Below are 19,932 nucleotides of genomic sequence, written 5' to 3'. Positions count from 1 at the left end.
CAATCATATGATTGTTCAGTTTTAATTAATAAATTTAATCCTTTAATAATCTGTATCGACTATTTAGGACTAGACAAATTTTATTAAATTTAGATTAACTAACTTTTTTTATACAATGGGTCAGCACCAATTGTTCCAATTAAAGTTGTTAAATAACTATCTGCTTTCACTTTTTTATACAAAGTTTTCACAGATTTTAGTCGATCCTTAATGTTCAGTTCTGAAACTAAAGTTTCATTATCTGGGTTTTTAATAAAACCTTCTAAATAGTCTATTTGAGTAACATAAAAACGAATATCCTTTTGTTGTTTCAATTCTAGTCGTTCTTTATACCAATCGCTATTTGTAACATAATCTCTATCAAAGAATTTACGTAATTCTGGGTCGCTAATATCCTTACCTTCATATTCGCCATAAGCCATAATATGCAGTAAGATTTTTAATGGTGGAATAGCTGCATCAATGCTGCCATCCTCAAAATAGTTAACAGCCACTTTTTGTTGTGCTTCAATAATATTGTTAATACCATCAACATAATCTTCCATACCTTGAAGTTCAGGTTTTAGCATGCGTTCACTAAATACAGCTGTAGGTTCATCAAACAGTCTGTTTAAGCAGAGTAATGAAAACGTTTTTGTAATTCTGTAACCTAATCTACTTGCTAATACTTTTTGGCCTTCATACTCAAAATCTTCGAGTTTTTCAAGAGCACCATTTTTAATTAAGTTTTTAGGGTCTCTATCGTGTGGAGCCATTCTAGCCCATATTTCTGGTATTAGTAAACTCACATCATGATCTATTTTGTTTTCTCCACCAACATAACCTGCTGCGGTACTAAACCCGTTAGATTCTGTTAAAATGTGAGATAACAAAGCGTTGTTTAAATCTGTTGTTGGTGTTAACATATTAAACGGTGCTTTGGTTAATGCGCCTTCAGATCCTGCTCCTGTAGTTGATGGTGATTTACCTGTTAAGCTACAAATAAAATCCATAAATAGCTCTGGAGTTTCCTGATAATGTATTGGGTTATAAACTGCTAATGGTCTAATACCAGCTTCTTTATCAGCAGGATTATTTCTTCTACCAGGTAAAACAGCATTTACAACATGAATTACAGGGTCGCTTAGCTGGATTTTTCTTTTTAAACGAACACCCATATCTGAGATGTAAGATGCTTCAGTTTCATCATAAAACTTATTAGGCTCTAAATAACGTGGGTTTTTCGTTGGTAAACCATCTTCAATAATTCTTGGATGAGATGGTAATACAAACTGCACATCTTCATCGTCACTGTCAATGATTTCTTTTATAAAATCTTGAACAGGTTGTGTGTACTTATCATAATTTATAGTGTCTTCGTAGATTTCAATGGCATCTTGTTTAGTTAACTTTTCATAGTTAGTTAAGAATCTACCATCCGAAATAATATCTAATTCTGCACCTTTATCATAACCTCTTACAATAGCTTCATCTGGTCTTTGAAATAAATGAGCCTCACAGTTTGTTAATACTTTTACACTTTGATTTGTGTATTCTGGGTTTAAATCTTTCAACTGATTTTTAGGAATAGTTATAGAAGCTGTGATATCATCTTCAGTTTGAATTTTTTCACAAGCTGAAAAATCTGAACGCAATTTATTAAGCATCCAATTGCCCTCTTGATTGAACCCAATACGAACATAACTACCTACAACCGGGTTGTTGTTGTAAATTAAAGAAGTGCCTTTAACGCCATTAATAATTTCAACAGACATTAAGTCTTTCCAATTTAAATTACCACCATGAGCTTGTCTGAATAAGCGTTTTACAAACAATACTAATGAGCGTACATGTACAGGGATATTCTCTAACCATGCATTAAACTCATCTGAGTTTTCATCAGAAGGGGTTAATAGTTTTACAACCGAACCTAAAGTTCTTTTTTCACTTAAGAATGATCTTGATTTTGGTCTATTTGGATCATTGTCTTTCCATCTTGTTGAGTAATCAAACTCTATAATTTCATCAGCTTTCTTAAAATCTTCTTCGATGTTATGAATGTTAAATCTACTATAAGTAATGGCATTCTGCATAGATTTAGAAATCTCAGATTTACCTCCGCCAGAAACCGTACAAGGTTTATGGCAAAATACACCTTCAGGATACGTTTCTATAATACGCCACAAATTAACAGATTTATGTTTCTCTAATCTTAGTTTGTTTCCAGATGGATGTACATAAGTTTTAAAAGGTGATAACTTTAACTTTTGTTCCTTGCCTTTATAATTCCAAGTGATGCTATTAGTATTTGTGTTGAAATATGACGATTCAGGAATGTAAATTATGTTAGGGTAATTTTTATCTATTGCATAGTTTTCTGGTTTCACCTCAATACTATCCTTTAATAAGTTTTTTACATCTTCAAAAGTATGATCTAGTCCATAATATTGATTGTAATCATTACAGTTTACGGTATCTCCCATAACACGTCTAGCGTAAGCTATAGCGCCACCAGCATGTTCTTCTTCTAAAATTCCGAATAAATTCGCAGAATAACTAATTTGAGTCTTAATTTCTTTTTTAGAATAGCCATAATAATTGTCTGCTATCAAGGTAACTACTACGCCGCTTTCGTCTCTACAAGTAATTTTAAAAGCGCCACCGTCATTATAAAGTTCGTTTTCTTCTATCCAACACATGCCATCTTTTTTCTGACGCTCTGTAGCATCATCAAAATGAGGAAGACCTACATCTTTCTTTTTCAGTTTTAATAATTGTGGAGCAAGAATAATACATCCTGTATGACCTGTCCAGTGTTCTGGATCTAAGGCAGCATCATTATGAGCTAAATTAGGATTGCCAGCATTACCAAAAATATTTTCTACAAAATCTAAATTACTAACTAAAGAACCAGGTGCAAAAAAGCGAACTTCTAAAGATTTTTCTGAAACTACGCCTTTAGCTTCAGGACATACCACTGGTCTTAAAAGCATTGAAACCATGGTTTTAGCTTGTTTGTCCTGATTTGATGTAAACGGAAGCGTATTTAACTCATCTGTAGGTTTAAAGGCTGCATTTAAAAAATGAGCTAAAACTACTTTAGGAACTTCTTTTTTGTCTAAAGGTACAGGAAGTGGGCCTTCAACAATATGAAACGTTCCTTTGGTTGTTCTCTTATCGTGTAAAGGGTTATTTAAAATCCCTTGCTTTAATCGTTTTGAATTAACTAAATCACTTTCAAAAGAATTACCATTAGGCGGTAAACTAGCTTCTCTTGCTTGCCCCTTTTTAGATAGAATTAATGTATTGTTAGATAGTTTATATGATACATTAACCGATACATCTTTTAAATAGTCGTCTATAAAATTTTGAATTCTGGCATCTGCGGGAGCTAGGTGATTTCCTAAAAGTCTTGATTTTTCTCTAAGACTCATTATTAGCGGACGTGTATTTTTCTCGAATTCTGGATCGCAAAACTTTTCTTTGCTATCTTCTTTGTCCTTAAAAATAGGCTGTCCAATTGCTGCTAATTGTAAATTGATAAATTGGATGGTGTCTTTTCTTGATTCTTCCATGATACTCTAACTTTAATTTTGCTCGTATACCTTATAAAGGTTTGATACAAAGTTAAGTTCAGAGATGTTTAAAAAACCTGTCAAAAGTCATGTTATCAGTATATTTTTACGATAACGATGTAGTAAATAATAGATATTATTTCTTGAAAATATCAGCTATTATTTAAAAGCATTCAACCCCGTTATATCCAATCCTGTAATTAATAAATGGATGTCGTGCGTGCCTTCATAAGTAATAACACTTTCTAAATTCATGGAGTGGCGCATAATAGAATACTCTCCTGTAATACCCATGCCACCAAGCATTTGCCTAGCTTCTCGAGCAATATTAATTGCCATATCCACATTATTACGCTTAGCCATAGAAATTTGTGCGGATGTTGCCTTGCCGTCATTACGTAAAACACCCAGACGCCAGGTTAAAAGTTGTGCTTTGGTAATTTCGGTAATCATTTCAGCAAGTTTCTTTTGTTGTAGTTGAAATTGTCCAATAGGTTTTCCAAATTGTATACGCTCTTTACTATATCGAAGCGCCGTATCATAGCAATCCATGGCGGCACCAATAGCACCCCATGCAATTCCGTATCGTGCAGAATCTAAGCAACCAAGCGGAGCGCCCAATCCAGATTTGTTAGGTAGTAAGTTTTCTTTAGGTACTTTTACATTATCAAAAATAAGCTCTCCAGTAGCCGAAGCACGAAGTGACCATTTATTGTGGGTTTCTGGTGTAGAAAATCCTTCCATACCACGTTCAACAATAAGTCCATGAATACGACCTTCTTCATTTTTTGCCCAAACAACAGCTACTTGAGCAAAAGGTGCGTTACTAATCCACATTTTCGCACCGTTTAGCAAATAGTGGTCGCCTTTATCTTTAAAATTGGTAACCATACCGCTAGGATTACTGCCGTGATCGGGCTCAGTTAAACCAAAACACCCAATCCATTCACCACTTGCTAATTTTGGTAAATATTTATTGCGTTGCGCTTCATTACCGTATTTCCAAATGGGATACATTACTAATGATGATTGTACCGAAGCTGTAGAACGAACACCAGAATCGCCACGTTCTATTTCTTGCATGATTAAACCATAACTAATTTGGTCTAAACCTGCTCCACCATATTCCATAGGAATGTACGGTCCAAAAGCGCCAATTTCAGCTAAACCACCAATAATTTGTTTTGGGAATTCTGCTTTTTGAGCGTATTCTTCAATAATGGGAGAAACATCTCTTTTTACCCATTCTCTAGCGGCGTCCCGAACTAATTTATGTTCATCTGTAAGTAACTCATCTAAGTTGTAGTAATCAGGTGCTTCAAATAAATCTGGCTTCATAAAATTTAATTTTATTCAGTTATGTTACAAATTTATATAAAAAATCAAATAAAAATCAGGTTTTATTGAGAATAAGATAAATTTTATATTCGTTTATAGATTTACATTTTTAAATAAAAATCTTTTGTTAAATCAATATAATGGGAAGTGTATTGGTGTCTATCCGTTTCAATAATTAGAGATTCTATTGTTGTTTCGCTTTCGCGGAAAGAAAACTCTATCAAACTTCGTTTTATTTCTGTATTTGGATTTCCTTTTACATGAAGTTTTCTACTAGGAAACAAGTTGAATTTTGAAGCTAAATTTAAAAATTGAGTGTCCTCTTTAAAAGGAATAATAACTGAGAATATACCTTGATTCGAAAGTAATTTAGAAACACTTTCTAGTAAATAATCAAATGGCATCGCATCTTGAAAACGAGCTAAATCTCGTTGTTTATTTTTCGTTTTAAAATCCTCAGAATAAAAAGGCGGATTGCAGATAATTAAATCGTATTTATCTTCAATCTCATCAACGAATTGATTTAATGAAGCATGATAACAAAATAAACGGTCTCCCCAATCCGATTGCTCAAAGTTTTCAACACATTGCTCATAAGCATTGTCATCAATTTCAATAGCATCAATAAGTTCAGCATAACTGCGTTGCGCTAACATTAATGATAAAACCCCTGTGCCAGCACCAATATCTAAAACAGAAATAGGATTGTTTTTTAGAGAAGTCCAAGCGCCTAGTATAACACTATCGGTGCCAATTTTCATGGCACATTGGTCTTGGTTTATTGTGAATTCTTTAAATTTAAAGGGCTTTCTATACACAACTATTCTTCTAAATATAAATCAATTAATCCTTCCGGAGTTTCTACGAGAATGGTTTTGTTGTCCCTATCTACTTTTACAATAAACTCATCATTCATAGGAATTAGAATTTCAATTCCATCTCTGTCAATTTCAAAAAGCGATTGCGCAGTCGAATCGTTAATGGCTTTTATAATACCAACATCTCCAAAGTTTTTGTCTTTTATGGTAAACCCAATAACTTCATGAAAATAGAATTTATTACCATCAAGTTTTGGTAATAAATCCAAAGGGAGATAGAGACCACTTTTCATAATAGCATCAGCATCAGCTTCAACATCTACATCTTCAAATTTTATTCTAAGCAATTCAGATTTGTGTAATTGAGAACTCTCAACAAAAAAGGGAACAAGGTTATTTCTTAATTCTAGAAATATGGCATCTAAATGTTCATAAAGTTCAGGTTGGTCTGTATCTAATTTAGCTAATACTTCTCCTTTAAAACTGTACTTTTTTACAATTTTACCTAAGTAAAAACAATCTTCTTTTTTCATAGAAAAAGTATTTTTGTCATTCTCGCGAAGGCGGGAATCTTTTCAAATTTAATTCTAAAGTTTATGAGATTCCCATTTTTATGGGAATTATTTAACCTAACTTCTAAAAGTTTGGTTAAATAAAAAACTCCGATATTGCTATCGGAGTTTAAAAGTATAAAAAATTATTTTTTTCTTATTCTTCTTCGTTTGAAGCATCAGCAGCAGCAGTATCTTCAGCTACCTCTTCTTCAACAGGAGCAGGAGCTGCAGCAGCAATTCTTGCTTCGTTAACAGCTTTTTCGGCAGCTAGAGCATCAGCTTTTGCTTTTGCTTCAGCAGTAGATAAACCATCGGCTTTTGCTTGAATTTTAGCTTCTTTTTCTTCTAACCAAGCAGTAAATTTAGCTTCTGCTTGCTCTTCAGTTAAAGCACCTTTTCTAACACCACCAACTAAGTGATTCTTTAACATTGCGCCTTTGTAAGACAATAATGTCTTTGCAGTGTCAGTTGGTTGTGCACCATTTTGTAACCATTGTACAGCACCATCAACGTTTAATTCAACAGTTGCTGGGTTTGTATTTGGATTGTAAGCACCTAATTTTTCTAGGTATTTACCATCTCTTTTTGAACGTGCATCAGCTGCTACGATCCAGTAATAAGGTTTCCCTTTTTTACCATGTCTTTGTAATCTAATCTTTACTGGCATAATAATTAATTATTTGAGGTTCTCGACCTCTGTTATTAATGAGGGCGCAAAGATACTTTATTATTCCCTAATTACCAGTAATTTGTTTGAAATTTTAAACAAACTGGAGAAGGTGTTTTTGCATTAGGTGAAAATTCTAGTTTTCTGGGGAATATATTAGATATAGTCTATCTTCTTTATTGGCTACTAAAAAGAATTTTCTTGTTGAGTCTAGTGTCAAATTTCTAGGCAATCACTATTGTTAGGTATGCTTTGAGTTCAGTCAACTGTTTTATTTGTTGTGTTTTAGCTACGGTTTTAATCATATTAAAAACACTGCTATCAGAATTAAATGAATAGCCGAAATTTCATAAAATGCTGATTTGTTTTTTTAATGTAGAATAATTTTAGCAAAATATACTTAAAAAATGTTGACACTTTTTTGTTTACAACTCTTCATAACTCAACTTTAAAAAAGTATAAATTCTATGTATTTTTATATGCTCGACATTCCCGATTTAACTTATAAACAAATCAACGCATAAACATATAATATGTACTTAATTTTCGATACAGAAACCACCGGATTGCCTAAACGCTGGGATGCACCAATTACAGATACAGATAACTGGCCTAGGTGTATACAAATCGCGTGGCAATTGCATGATGGTATGGGGAACTGTATCGAGAGTCAAGATTATTTGGTGCAACCAGAAGGTTTTAATATTCCTTATGATGCAGAGAAAATCCACGGTATTTCTACCGAATTAGCAGAAGAACAAGGTGTGCCTTTGGCTGAAGTTTTAGAAAAATTTAATATTGCATTAGCGAAAACAAAGTTTGTAGTCGGGCAAAACGTGAAGTTTGATTTGAATATAATGGGAGCAGAGTTTGTTCGTGGTGATGTTGAGAACCCATTGCAAGAACTTCCCGTTTTAGATACCTGTACGGAGCATACAGCCGGTTTATGTCAGATTCCGGGTGGGCGTTATGGGAAATTCAAATTACCAACGCTTACGGAATTACACGAATTTTTATTTGATGTGCCGTTTTCTGAAGCGCACAATGCAACTGCCGATGTTGAAGCAACAACACGTTGCTTTTTAGAGTTAATTCGTTTAGGTGAATACACCAAGGAACAGCTAGATGTTCAGCCTGATTATTTCGAGAATTTTAAGAAAGAAAATCCCGATACGATTCAGCTTATTGGTTTAAAGCACATTAATTTAAAAAAGGAAAGTGCTAAAATTCAAGCGCGTTTACAAACGGCGGAATCAGGTGTTTCTTCTGAAGATATTGAACAAAATGCTTCCGAATTAGCCGATGTAGATTTTGTCCACCTGCATAACCACTCACAGTTTTCGGTATTACAATCCACAATGAGCGTTTCGGATATAGTAGCTGCAGCAGGAGAGCAAAACATGCCTGCCGTAGCTTTGACAGACCATGCGAATATGATGGGAGCATTTCATTTTGTGAATGCCGTTAATAAATTCAATAGTGGTGTAAAAGCAAAAATCGCAGAAGCAGAAGAAAATGGAGAAACCACAGAAGCAAAACTGATAAAACCGATTGTAGGTGTTGAGTTTTTTGTTTGTGAAAATCATGAAGACAAAACCAGAAAGGATAACGGGTATCAAATCGTTTTAATTGCTAAAAATAAAAATGGCTATCATAATTTGGCAAAATTATCGTCTCACGCCTTTGTAGACGGGTTTTATTATTTGCCTAGAATTGATAAAAAATTAATTCAGCAATACAAAGAAGATTTGATTGTATTGACTGGAAATTTATATGGTGAAGTGCCAAGTAAAATTTTGAATGTAGGCGAGAATCAAGCCGAAGAAGCTTTGCTTTGGTGGAAAGAAGAATTTGGGGAGGATTTGTATGTGGAGTTGATGCGCCATAATCAAGAAGATGAAAATCGTGTAAACCCTACCTTAATTAAACTTGCCAGAAAACATGACGTTAAGTTAATTGCTTCCAATAATACGTATTATAGAAAACAAGAAGACGCTAATGCACATGATATTTTATTGTGCGTAAAAGACGGCGAAAAGCAGGCGACACCTATTGGGCGTGGACGTGGATATCGTTACGGATTACCAAATCAAGAATATTATTTTAAATCTTCAGAGGAAATGAAGAAATTGTTTCAGGATGTTCCTGAAGCAATTATTAATGTTCAAGAAGTAGTAGATAAAATTGAAGCCTTTCAATTAGCGCGAGATGTTTTATTACCAGCTTTTGATATTCCAGATGAATTTAAACATGAGGAAGATGAAGCGGATGGTGGTAAACGAGGCGAAAATGCTTATTTGAAACATTTAGTTTATGAAGGTGCTAAGAAGCGATACGGTGAAGCACTATCAGAAGAAGTGAAAGAGCGTCTCGATTTCGAGTTAAGTGTTATTGAAAACACAGGTTATCCGGGGTATTTCTTAATTGTTGAAGATTTTATTCGCGAAGCCCGAAATATGGATGTATCTGTAGGCCCTGGGCGTGGTTCTGCTGCGGGTTCTGTGGCAGCTTATTGTCTTTGGATTACTAATATAGACCCATTAAAGTACGATTTACTTTTTGAGCGTTTCTTAAATCCAGATCGTATTAGTATGCCCGATATTGATATTGATTTTGATGATGAAGGCAGAGGGCGTGTTATGCAATATGTAATTGATAAATACGGGAGTAATCAAGTGGCTCAGATTATTACCTACGGTACGATGGCTGCAAAATCGTCTATTCGTGATACAGCGCGTGTTTTAGATTTACCCTTGTTTGATGCCGATAGGATTGCGAAGCTAATCCCAACCATGTCTAAACTCGGGAAGATTTTTGGTTTAGATGAAAAAGAACTCGGAAAGAAATTTAGGGCAGAAGATTTAGAGAAAGTAAACGAGCTTTTAAATATTGCCGATGGTAGCGATTTACAGGCAGAAACCGTAAACCTTGCCAGAACGCTTGAAGGCTCAGTTAGAAATACTGGAATACATGCCTGCGGTGTAATTATTACACCAGATGATATTACCAAGTTTGTGCCTGTTTCTGTGGCAAAAGATTCTGATTTGTACGTCACGCAGTTTGATAACTCTGTTGTAGAAGATGCAGGATTATTGAAGATGGATTTCTTGGGTTTAAAAACACTAACTTTAATTAAAGACACCGTTAAAATTGTTAAAGCTAAGCATGATATTCAATTAGATCCAGAAAGTTTTCCTTTAGACGATGAAGCAACCTACGCCTTGTTTCAACGCGGCGAAACTGTGGGTGTGTTTCAATACGAATCGCCTGGGATGCAAAAACACCTTCGGGATTTAAAACCAACGGTTTTTGAAGATTTAATAGCTATGAATGCTCTGTACCGTCCAGGACCTATGGAATATATTCCAAGTTTTGTGCGCAGAAAACATGGCGATGAGGAAATCGAGTACGATTTGCCTGCGATGGAAGAATACCTAAAGGAAACTTATGGTATTACAGTGTACCAAGAGCAGGTGATGTTGCTGTCGCAGAGTTTAGCAGATTTTACCAAAGGTGAAGCCGATGTACTTAGAAAGGCCATGGGTAAAAAGCAAATTGCGGTTTTGGATAAAATGAAACCAAAATTTATCGAGCAAGCCAGTGCAAACGGTCATGATGCTAAAATCTTAGAGAAAGTTTGGAAAGATTGGGAAGCGTTTGCAAGTTACGCCTTTAACAAATCGCACTCTACATGCTATGCGTGGATAGCTTACCAAACCGCCTATTTAAAAGCACATTACCCTGCAGAATATATGGCTGCGGTGCTTTCTAATAATATGAATGACATTAAGCAAGTTACTTTCTTTATGGAAGAATGTAAACGGATGAAGTTGGATGTTTTAGGGCCAGATGTGAATGAGAGTTATTATAAGTTCTCGGTAAATAAAGACGGTGCGGTACGTTTTGGGATGGGGGCCATAAAAGGTGTGGGTCATGGTGCGGTTATGACGATTGTAGACAACCGAAAAGAAGATGGGCATTACAGTTCTATTTTTGATTTCGCAAAGCGTATTGATTTACGAGCCGCCAATAAAAAAGCCTTTGAAAATTTAGCCTATGCTGGTGGTTTTGATGGCTTTGGCGATATACATCGTGCGCAATATTTTCATGATGATGGCGATGGTATTACCTTTTTAGAAAAGGCCATAAAGTTTGCCCAAAAGTATAAAGAGAATAAAAATTCTGCACAAATAGATATGTTTGGAGAGCAGAGTAGCGTGCAATTTTCTGAACCCGAAGTGCCACCATGTGAAGAGTGGGGCACCATGAAAACCTTGAGTAAAGAGCGCGAAGTTGTTGGGGTTTATATTTCTGGACATCCGTTGGATGATTTTAAAACCGAAATGAAGACCTTTTGTAATGCTACGGTTGGGATGTTTAATAATTTAGAACCTTATGTAAATCGGGAATTGGTGTTTGGCGGTGTGGTTACTGATGTGCAACATCGTGTAAGCAAACAAGGTAAAGGTTGGGCATTATTTACGATTGAAGATTATACTGATAGTTTTGAGTTTAGAATTTTTGGTGAAGAATATTTAAAATACAGGCACTTTTTACTGCAAAACAACTTTGTATTTGTAAAAAGCTTTGTGCGTGAAGGATGGACCAATAAAGACACGGGTAAAAAGAGCGACCCAAGATTGCAGTTTAATAGTTTCCAATTGTTACATGATGTGATGGAGCAATATGCTAAAAAACTGTCCATACAAGTTGATATAAAAGATTTAACCGAACAAAAAATTATAGCCTTAAAAGAGTTGCTACACATGCATCCTGGAAACCAAGCATTGAATTTTTTAGTGTACGACACAAAAGAAAAGATGAAATTAACCATGCCTAGTAGAAGGCAAAAGATTAAGGTATCTCAAGAGTTGTTGAGTGAGTTGGAAGCGCAGGATGTGAGGTTTAAGTTGAATTGATTTTTTTGATTGAATTGTCATTCTGATCGTAACGTAAGAATCTGTTTATTGAAAGGTCTAGTTTTAATTTAAGAGATTGTCACGTCGTGCCTCCTCACAATGACGACGTGTTTGATGTTTACGTCATTCTGAGCTTTTTCATGAGAAAAAAAGCGTGAGAATCTGTTTGTTGAGAATTTCGGGCTAATAATCAAAAGATTGTTACGGTCGTTTCTCCCTCACAATGACGTAGTGGGTTATGTTTTTGAATCCAAATAATCCCCCAAACTACTCAATTTATCATCCCAGAATTGCTCATAGAACTTTATCCATTTGTTAACTTCTTGTAGTTCTTTGGGGTTGGCATTACAAAAGCGTTCTCTTCCTTGTGAGTTAATGTAAACTAATCCCGCTTCTTCTAAAGTTTTAATGTGTTTGGTAACGCCTTGGCGCGTCATATCAAACTGATTTGAGATTTGTGTAATGGATAATGCTGAGGTTGCAATAACCAAGGCATGAAAAATATCACGCCTTGTTGGGTCTGCTATGGCTTTAAAAAGTCTGGTGATTTTATCCTGCATTTATTGTTTCTTTTAAATAGCTAGTTAAACCGTTTATACAGTTGTCCCACCCGCCATTAAAGCTTTCGAATATTTCAATAGCCGTTTCGCCTACGTAGTTTGATATACCGGTGTGTTCTAGGGTTAGTTTTGTGCCTTCGGCGGAGGATTCTAGTTCCCATTTTACGGTGGTTTCTGTTTCTGTTCCGCCAACAATCCATGTGTAAACTAAAACATAAGGATTTGCTTCTAATATTTCTCCACCAATGGTGGTACAACCTTTTTCGTTTGGTGGGGAAGTGAACAGGTATTTATAGCCTTTTTCGGCTTTAAAATCGGCTGGGATAAACCATGTTGAGATTTCTTCGGCTTTTGTAATGGCGTTCCAAACCTGATTGATGGACTGGTTAAACACGACTTCTTTTTTGATTGAATCTTTCATTATAGTTCGATTTTTGATTATTATGCAACTTTACGGTTGCTAAATTAAGTTAAATAAATTTAATACGCAACTTTTTAGTTGCTTAACTAAAATTTCAATTGGTGTTCTGCATCTGCGCAAGGGATAGTAGAGGAAAGCCCACAGCCCGACGAAGGAGGTGCGAGGACTTGTAACGGATAGCCCGACCCTTGTGGTTGCGCCCAAATTAATATTTTAAATAAAACCAATTGATGCTATTATAGGGAAAACAAATTGCCAGTTTGTAAGCTTTGGGTTTTTTTTTGACTAATTTTGTGTAATTAAAATGATTTAAGAACTTATTAAAATATAAATATTATGGCATTAGAGATAACAGATGCAAATTTTGAAGAAACAGTATTGAATAGTGATAAACCTGTATTGGTTGATTTTTGGGCTGCTTGGTGTGGACCATGTAGAATGGTTGGACCGGTAATTGAGCAAATTAGCGATGAATATGAGGGGAAAGCCGTTGTTGGTAAGGTAGATGTTGATGCTAATCAAGAATTTGCAGGTAAATACGGAGTACGTAACATTCCAACTGTTTTGGTATTTCAAAATGGAGAAGTTGTTGGAAGACAAGTTGGTGTTGCTCCTAAAAATGCATACACCGAGGCTATAGATGCGCTTCTATAACAGAATGAGAAAAGAAAGTTAAAAAGGTTTGCCTTATGGTGAACCTTTTTTTATTTTAGATGCTTACTAAATAAAATATTGAGATGAGTAAAAATAAAGTTCAAGACGCGATAGATAATAAATTATTAGAGCAACGCAAAGTGTTTTTGTGGGGTCAGGTAGATGATGAATCTGCTAAACATGTAATTGATAGGTTACTATATTTAGATGCGTTGGAAACTGCCGACATTCAATTATACATTAATAGTCCAGGTGGTTATGTAACTTCTGGTTTTGCCATGTATGATTGTATAAAGTCTTTAAATAGTGATGTGTCGACTATTTGTACAGGGTTGGCGGCGTCAATGGGGTCAATTTTGTTATCGGTTGGGGCAAAAGGTAAGCGTTTTATTCAGCCTCATGCGCGTGTGATGATTCATCAACCAAGTGGTGGTGCACGCGGACAAGCAAGCGATATTCAAATTACGGCACAAGAGATTTTGAAAACGAAAGAGTTGAGTGCTAAAATTTTGGCTGATAATTGTGGGCAGACTTTTGAAAAGGTTATGAAGGATTTTAATAGAGACCATTGGATGGGTGCAGAGGAGTCTGTGGCTTATGGTATTGTTGATGCAGTGATATAGACCCCCTAACCCCCAGATGGGGGAACTATTACTCTTTCCAAGAAAATGGAAAGTTTAAATTTAATTAATTAATATTTAACGTATATTTTTTACCTCATGAATATTTCCTCCCCGTTTGGGGAGGTTAGGTGGGGCTTTTCTATGAACTTACAAAACGAACTTAATAAAGCAGAAGGTTTTAAAAATCTTGAGTTACTTGCAAAACAGGTGGTTGAAGGGTTTATTGCTGGTATGCACAAGAGTCCGTTTCATGGGTTTTCGGCAGAATTTGCGGAGCATAAAATTTATAATCAAGGCGAAAGTACACGACATATAGATTGGAAACTGTTTGCCAAAACAGATAAACTTTACACGAAACGCTATGATGATGAAACCAATTTACGGTGTCATCTTATATTAGATAATAGTAGCTCAATGCATTATCCGAAATTGGATTCGTTTTCGATTGATAGTTTAAATAAAGTTGGATTTTCAGCATTGGCAGCAGCTTCGTTAATGCATATTTTAAAAAAGCAACGTGATGCTGTTGGTTTAAGTATTTATAGTGATGATTATGATTATTACGCACCTGAAAAAGGTAGTGAGCGTCATCATCAAATGTTGTTGAATCATTTAAGTGACGCTGTAGTTTCTAAACCGCAGAATAAACAAACAGAAACGTATAAGTATCTTCATGAAATAGCTGAAAAGATTCATAGGCGTTCTATGATATTTTTATTTACGGATATGTTTCAGACTTCGGAAGATGAGGTGAAGTTGTTTGAGGCTTTACGACATTTAAAGTATAATAAGCATGAAGTGGTTTTGTTTCATGTGTTTGATAAAGCCAAAGAATTAAATTTCGATTTTGATAATAAACCAAAGCGTTTTATTGATGTTGAAACAGGAGAGTATATTAATTTGTATGCGGATTCAATAAAAGAAAGTTATAGTAAAACGGTTGATTCGTATTTTGAAGCTTTGCGATTAAAATGTGCGCAATACAAAATAAAGTATGTTGAGGCTGATATTAATAAAAATTTCAATAACATCCTCACAACCTACATGATAGAACGCCAAAAGTTCTCTGGATAATTTTTTTCTATAAAAAAGAGAAAAAAAGATTTGAGATATAAAAAAAGGCGTGTATATTTGCAACCGCAATAATGCAACGGTCTGGTAGTTCAGTTGGTTAGAATGTCGCCCTGTCACGGCGAAGGTCGCGGGTTCGAGTCCCGTCCAGACCGCAAAAATTGCAAAAAAAGCTCTGAGAAATTAGAGCTTTTTTAGTATTAAGATGTTGTGTTGTCCCAGAGGTGTCTGGGATGTAGTTTGCCAAAGCAATTTGGTAACCAATGGAAAGCTTTCCTTTTTCGAGTTATCGAAATTGTGAAGCTTTTTTGTTTTTGTGATATTTTGCAAATAGACTTTTATAAAATGTGACCTTAGTTAAAGATTGTGTCCAAAACAATAGTTAACTAAATTTAATCTTAAATTATGAAAAAAATCATCATTCTTTTGTCTATACTTATTTTAAGTTGTGGCAATAAAAAAGAGAAAACAGTTAGTGAAGAATTAACTAAAACTGAAATTACCGAGTTAAAACAAGAGATAGATTCGATTGAGGAGATTACAGGTGAGATTAAGCAAACCGAAGAGAGTATTGAGGCTTCGATTAAAAAGTTAGATGAAATGTTAAACGAAATAGAAAACTAATTTATTATGAAAAATACATTAAAATTATTTTTAACTATTGTATCGCTATTTAGTTTTGTGGCGATAGGTGTTGCTCAAAAACCTGAACATGCAGGTAAAAAAGAAAAAGTAGAAAAGAAAATCAAGAAGGAAAAGAAAAATGTAAAAGAGGATATTGATAAAGATATAAAGGAAAAGAAGGATAAAGCTGAAAAAATTATAAAAAAGAATAAGGAAAAAGCTGAAGAAGCAGTCGAGAATCTAGAAAAGGATGGAAATGCCTATGGAAAAGATAAATATGGGCTAGAAGGTAAAGCTTATGGACAGGAACGTGCTAGACAAGCTAAACTAAAAAAGGATGAGAATGTAAAGCAGTTAGAAAGTACACTTGAAAAAGGTAAGTCTAAAGTTAGTGATGCCAGAGAAAGAGTCAGAATAGCTAAGGAAAAACTTGAAGCTAAAAAGAAGCAAGGTAAATTAACAAATAAAGAATTTGATGAAGAGATGCAGGAGATAGAAGCCTTAGAAAATGAAGTAGAAATACTAGACGATAAGGTAAAAAAAGGAAAAAAAATAACGATGACTGATAGATAAATAATATAATTTATTTAAGTATCAATGAGTCCAGAAAAGGCTAATCGAAGTGATTAGCCTTTTTTAATTTCAAAAACAATTATTTTTTATTGGATTGCTTAAAAAGTTATTTATAACCATTCACAGACACATCATGTAGTAAAAATCTTTTGTTTTTTTAAAACAGTTGCATTTCAGCGAAAATATTTTACAATTAGTCTGTGTTGATCTATATTTGGTTTATAAACCTACTTAATACAAATGTTATGAAACGTATAGCTAAAGTTTATCTTTTATGCTTAAGTATATTGGTTTTTGGATGTAATATAGAAAGTGTAGAGCAGTCTAAAAATCAAATTTCTGCAAAAGAAGAATCACCCCAAAAAGAGCAAAATTTTGAATTAGAGGAGAGTAGTAATTCTACAAATACATCTTCTGATGAACATTGTTACTCAGTCAGTCTAATTGCTGGACAGCATTACGATATTGGAAATGTGACTGTTGATATAGATGGTAATATTCTAACAATAACTTATGTTACTAATGGCGATTGGGTTTTAAATGCAACACACTTGCACATTACTAATTGTGAAGAAGATGGCTTCCCAACTACCGGAGCTAACAACCCGAAAATTGGACACTTTGACTACTCGGGTGAGCATGATAATGGCACAACTGAAGTGATTTATACCATTGATATTGGTGATATTACAGGTGAGTTATGTTTTGCTGTACATGCTGAGGTAGATGGTCCATCTGAAGAGACTGCTTGGGCAGAAGGTGAAGATTTTGGCGGTAATAGTTGGGCAATGTATTTTACAGCAGATTTAACAGATTGTGATGGAGGAGTTACACCACCACCTTTTTAGATTAAACAAAAAAATATTAAAATGATAAACGTAACACATGTTACATAATGTTATTTTTTTGCTGTTAAATTGCATTATAAATTCTTACTAAGAATTGATTGAATTAATAGCGAAAAAGGTTTATATATTACTTATAAACCTTTTGTTTTTTAGAGATTTTACCTGGAACTATAAATTTATTTTATTTAAAACTCTTTCTTCCCAAATTCACTATCAATAAACTTCGCTTTACTTTTAGTTTTGTTAAATGAATAAGATAGGTTTAACATGATAACATCAACCTCATAAACATAATTTGTTGTAGTAAAGAATTCACTAGATCTAGATGTTGTTATGCGTTGCTCGTTTGTGTCAAGTAAACCCATATCAATATTTTGCCATTGTAAAGTAGCTACTAATTGATTATTTAAGAAACTCTTTTTGAAACTTAAGTTAGGTGAGTAGAATCTTGAGTCTTTTCCTTGTGCTGTTTGTCTTTCAGATAAATAGTTTAATGTAAATTGAAGTGTTGCTGTATCAGAGAAATCAAAAGTGCTATTTGCATTAATAGAATATTGAGTAGCGTTATTATCAATTTTTTCACCATTGTAGGCACCATCAATTTTAAAATTATAAATATTGAATCCTATAAAATTACTCCATTTATCTGTTGGTTTAAGTTGAGTTCCTAATTCTAAACCAAGAGAACGTCCTGTGCCTATATTTGAATAAATACGGTCTAAAACCACATTATCAAAACGTGAATCGTCAGGATCAATAGGAGGTCCACTATAAATTTGATTCACTCGGTTTACTAAATTTTCAACATTTCTAAAATAGGCTGTTGCGAAAATAGAGTTGCCTTTGTTGAATTTTTTTGAGATACCAAGTTCAACTAAATCAATAAATTCTGGAAGTAAATTTTTATCACCTTGTTCTAAAGTTTCAGAGTGTTCACGTTCTCTAAAAGGGTTCAGTTTAAATGCAGATGGTCTGTCAACACGTTTGCTATAAGCTAATTTCACACTTGTTTTATCGCTTACACTATATTGAACAGAAGCTGATGGGAAAAGTTTTTCGTAGTTATAATTTAAAGTTTCTTGAAAAGTACCTGCTTTATCGGCTAATATTAATTCTCTATCAAGAATTTCTAAACGTAAACCAGCGGCATATTCCCATTTATCCTTTTTTCCACTTAATTGTGCATAAGTAGAATGTATGGTTCTTATTAAATCAATATCACTTGAGAATAAATCCACTCTGGTGAAATCATCATTAAAATTACCTCGTCTTCCATAAAAGAAATCACCTCTATTATTTAAAGTTCTGTATTGGTAACCAGTTTCTAAAGTTCCAAATGAAAGTGGTTTCCATGAGTAATCTACTTGTCCTCTGAAACCATTTAAAGGATTATTGTTAGTGTTAAATTCATCTTGAATTAAACTTTCAGTATTCGGAAAGTTTAAGTTTCTATTAGTTGTTGGTCCTCCTAATAATGTGTACTCATATAAAAAAGAAGAAGATAATTTCGACTTGTTATTAAACGTATGCGCATAATCAAAACTTCCTAAAACAAAATCTCCTTTTCTAATCCTTAGGTTTTCATTGAAATAAGAAAGCTCAAAAATTTTGTTATCTTCATCACCAACAGGATACGCTTCATTATTATAAAGAATATCTGCAGTTCTCGCTTTTTCTCGCTTTCCAGCATAAAACCCTAAAGAAAATTCATCATTAGTATTAGGAGTAAAATCAACAGTAAATCTTCCTGAAAAATTTTCTTCATCAAAACTACGTTCACCATCAGATGGAAAACTAGTAAATACATCATCTACAATGGTCCAAACATCTCCTTCACGTCTACCGCTAATGTCTTTTCTTTGGTAATTAGCACCAATAGAGATATTCCATTTTTCTCTTCTTATGTTGTATGTACCATCAATACCGTAGCGTTGTGTGTTTTCTTTGTTATTATAACCTTCAATAGATGGCAAACCTGCACTAATGTTTATTTGAGCAAAGTTTCCACTAACACCACCTCTTTTGGTAATAATATTTAAGATACCTGCTTTTCCTTCAGGGTCGTATTTAGCAGAAGGTGCGGTAATAACTTCAACACGCTCGAGTGCATTTGCAGGCAATTGATTTAATAATGTTGAGGCATTTCCCTGAACGGGTTTACCATCAAGTAGTAAAACAAAACCGCTACTACCACGAACACTAATTTCTCCTAAACCATTTACACTAACTGAAGGTAAGTTTTTAATAACATCTGTAGCTGAACCTCCTTTGGTGTTTTGGAATGCTTTAGTATTAAATACTTGTCTATCAATTTTATTAATTACAGTTGCGTTTTCACCTTTTACAACAACAGCATCTAACTGATTTTTGCCAATAATTAAACTAATAGTACTTAAAGAAACAGCACTATTTTTATTTATTACTTCTATATTATCAACTTTTTTTACTTCATAACCAATAAAAGAAGCTTCTAGGTAGTAAGTTCCTTTTTTTATATTTTCAATAGAAAAAGTCCCATCTTCATTAGTAATTACACCAGTAATCAGTTCTTTATTAAGCTTTGAATAGAGTGCTGCTGTGGCATATTCTAGAGGTGTCTTTGTATTACTGTCAATAATTTTACCAGAAATTTGACTTTGGACAAGTTGTATTCCTATTAAAAGAAATAAAAGCGTGGCGATTATATGTTTCATGTGAAAAAAGAAATA

At 34.1% G+C, this 19,932-nt stretch carries 15 protein-coding genes and 1 tRNA gene; 8 read left to right on the top strand and 8 right to left on the bottom strand.

The annotated features are described in order from the left end of the window. Nucleotides 1-98: 98 nt before the first annotated feature. The 5 genes from Q0870_RS04895 to Q0870_RS04875 form a co-directional block, all read right to left on the bottom strand. Nucleotides 99-3,554: a hypothetical protein gene (locus Q0870_RS04895; protein ID WP_298551679.1), complete on the bottom strand. Its 3,456-nt coding sequence runs from the start codon at nt 3,552-3,554 to the stop codon at nt 99-101. 159 nt (nt 3,555-3,713) lie between these two features. After that, nucleotides 3,714-4,892: an acyl-CoA dehydrogenase family protein gene (locus Q0870_RS04890; RefSeq protein ID WP_298551677.1), complete on the bottom strand. Its 1,179-nt coding sequence runs from the start codon at nt 4,890-4,892 to the stop codon at nt 3,714-3,716. A 101-nt stretch (nt 4,893-4,993) separates the two neighbouring features. Next, nucleotides 4,994-5,653: a methyltransferase gene (locus tag Q0870_RS04885; RefSeq protein WP_298551692.1), complete on the bottom strand. Its 660-nt coding sequence runs from the start codon at nt 5,651-5,653 to the stop codon at nt 4,994-4,996. A 59-nt stretch (nt 5,654-5,712) separates the two neighbouring features. Then, nucleotides 5,713-6,243 carry a ribosome maturation factor RimM gene (gene rimM, locus Q0870_RS04880; protein WP_298551675.1) on the bottom strand — a complete coding sequence of 177 codons (531 nt, stop codon included), beginning with the start codon at nt 6,241-6,243 and terminating at the stop codon, nt 5,713-5,715. A gap of 175 nt (nt 6,244-6,418) precedes the next feature. Next, on the bottom strand, nt 6,419-6,931 hold the full coding sequence (locus Q0870_RS04875; RefSeq protein WP_298551673.1) for a 30S ribosomal protein S16: 513 nt from the start codon (nt 6,929-6,931) through the stop codon (nt 6,419-6,421). Between the two features lie 533 nt (nt 6,932-7,464). Between Q0870_RS04875 and dnaE the strand changes: the two genes are divergently transcribed. Beyond that, complete coding sequence (gene dnaE / locus Q0870_RS04870) at nt 7,465-11,850, top strand: DNA polymerase III subunit alpha (protein WP_298551671.1); 4,386 nt, start codon at nt 7,465-7,467, stop codon at nt 11,848-11,850. A 236-nt stretch (nt 11,851-12,086) separates the two neighbouring features. Here dnaE and Q0870_RS04865 read toward each other — a convergent pair whose 3' ends face one another. Both Q0870_RS04865 and Q0870_RS04860 read right to left on the bottom strand, forming a co-directional pair. Next, the gene (locus Q0870_RS04865) at nt 12,087-12,410 is read right to left on the bottom strand and encodes a metalloregulator ArsR/SmtB family transcription factor (RefSeq protein ID WP_298339869.1); all 324 of its coding nucleotides are present in this window, start codon (nt 12,408-12,410) and stop codon (nt 12,087-12,089) included. Continuing rightward, nucleotides 12,400-12,831 carry an SRPBCC domain-containing protein gene (locus Q0870_RS04860; protein ID WP_298551669.1) on the bottom strand — a complete coding sequence of 144 codons (432 nt, stop codon included), beginning with the start codon at nt 12,829-12,831 and terminating at the stop codon, nt 12,400-12,402. Before Q0870_RS04860 ends, Q0870_RS04865 begins: the two co-directional genes overlap by 11 nt. Before the next feature lie 336 nt (nt 12,832-13,167). Between Q0870_RS04860 and trxA the strand changes: the two genes are divergently transcribed. The 7 genes from trxA to Q0870_RS04825 all read left to right on the top strand — a co-directional run bounded on the left by trxA (nt 13,168) and on the right by Q0870_RS04825 (nt 17,224). Further along, on the top strand, nt 13,168-13,485 hold the full coding sequence (trxA, locus tag Q0870_RS04855) for a thioredoxin (protein ID WP_298339862.1): 318 nt from the start codon (nt 13,168-13,170) through the stop codon (nt 13,483-13,485). A gap of 77 nt (nt 13,486-13,562) precedes the next feature. After that, entirely contained in the window at nt 13,563-14,108 is a 546-nt protein-coding gene (locus tag Q0870_RS04850) for an ATP-dependent Clp protease proteolytic subunit (RefSeq protein ID WP_298340597.1), read from the top strand. 141 nt (nt 14,109-14,249) lie between these two features. After that, nucleotides 14,250-15,182: a DUF58 domain-containing protein gene (locus tag Q0870_RS04845; protein ID WP_298551690.1), complete on the top strand. Its 933-nt coding sequence runs from the start codon at nt 14,250-14,252 to the stop codon at nt 15,180-15,182. A gap of 78 nt (nt 15,183-15,260) precedes the next feature. Then, nucleotides 15,261-15,334, top strand: a tRNA-Asp gene (locus Q0870_RS04840). A gap of 250 nt (nt 15,335-15,584) precedes the next feature. Then, a complete protein-coding gene (locus Q0870_RS04835; protein WP_298551667.1) occupies nt 15,585-15,803 on the top strand; it encodes a hypothetical protein in 219 nt (72 codons plus the stop codon). 6 nt (nt 15,804-15,809) lie between these two features. Next, on the top strand, nt 15,810-16,376 hold the full coding sequence (locus tag Q0870_RS04830; RefSeq protein ID WP_298551665.1) for a hypothetical protein: 567 nt from the start codon (nt 15,810-15,812) through the stop codon (nt 16,374-16,376). 245 nt (nt 16,377-16,621) lie between these two features. Beyond that, nucleotides 16,622-17,224, top strand: coding sequence for a hypothetical protein (locus tag Q0870_RS04825; RefSeq protein WP_298551663.1), 603 nt, complete (start codon nt 16,622-16,624; stop codon nt 17,222-17,224). A 185-nt stretch (nt 17,225-17,409) separates the two neighbouring features. On the opposite strand, the gene Q0870_RS04820 is transcribed toward Q0870_RS04825, so the two are convergent. Continuing rightward, a complete protein-coding gene (locus tag Q0870_RS04820) occupies nt 17,410-19,917 on the bottom strand; it encodes an outer membrane beta-barrel protein (protein WP_298551661.1) in 2,508 nt (835 codons plus the stop codon). Nucleotides 19,918-19,932 lie beyond the last annotated feature (15 nt).

It is taken from the genome of uncultured Algibacter sp., assembly GCF_947487575.1.
In the GTDB taxonomy this organism is placed as follows: Bacteria; Bacteroidota; Bacteroidia; order Flavobacteriales; family Flavobacteriaceae; genus Algibacter_B.
Note: the sequence above shows the minus strand (reverse complement) of the source record. Positions and strands in the feature narration are given on the sequence as shown.

Bases quoted from the DNA above. Each gene is read 5' to 3' on its own strand.
- Q0870_RS04895 (WP_298551679.1), bottom strand. From the start codon at position 3,554: ATGGAAGAATCAAGAAAAGACACCATCCAATTTATCAATTTACAATTA.
- Q0870_RS04890 (WP_298551677.1), bottom strand. From the start codon at position 4,892: ATGAAGCCAGATTTATTTGAAGCACCTGATTACTACAACTTAGATGAG.
- Q0870_RS04885 (WP_298551692.1), bottom strand. From the start codon at position 5,653: ATGAAAATTGGCACCGATAGTGTTATACTAGGCGCTTGGACTTCTCTA.
- rimM (WP_298551675.1), bottom strand. From the start codon at position 6,243: ATGAAAAAAGAAGATTGTTTTTACTTAGGTAAAATTGTAAAAAAGTAC.
- Q0870_RS04875 (WP_298551673.1), bottom strand. From the start codon at position 6,931: ATGCCAGTAAAGATTAGATTACAAAGACATGGTAAAAAAGGGAAACCT.
- dnaE (WP_298551671.1), top strand. From the start codon at position 7,465: ATGTACTTAATTTTCGATACAGAAACCACCGGATTGCCTAAACGCTGG.
- Q0870_RS04865 (WP_298339869.1), bottom strand. From the start codon at position 12,410: ATGCAGGATAAAATCACCAGACTTTTTAAAGCCATAGCAGACCCAACA.
- Q0870_RS04860 (WP_298551669.1), bottom strand. From the start codon at position 12,831: ATGAAAGATTCAATCAAAAAAGAAGTCGTGTTTAACCAGTCCATCAAT.
- trxA (WP_298339862.1), top strand. From the start codon at position 13,168: ATGGCATTAGAGATAACAGATGCAAATTTTGAAGAAACAGTATTGAAT.
- Q0870_RS04845 (WP_298551690.1), top strand. From the start codon at position 14,250: ATGAACTTACAAAACGAACTTAATAAAGCAGAAGGTTTTAAAAATCTT.
- Q0870_RS04835 (WP_298551667.1), top strand. From the start codon at position 15,585: ATGAAAAAAATCATCATTCTTTTGTCTATACTTATTTTAAGTTGTGGC.
- Q0870_RS04830 (WP_298551665.1), top strand. From the start codon at position 15,810: ATGAAAAATACATTAAAATTATTTTTAACTATTGTATCGCTATTTAGT.
- Q0870_RS04825 (WP_298551663.1), top strand. From the start codon at position 16,622: ATGAAACGTATAGCTAAAGTTTATCTTTTATGCTTAAGTATATTGGTT.
- Q0870_RS04820 (WP_298551661.1), bottom strand. From the start codon at position 19,917: ATGAAACATATAATCGCCACGCTTTTATTTCTTTTAATAGGAATACAA.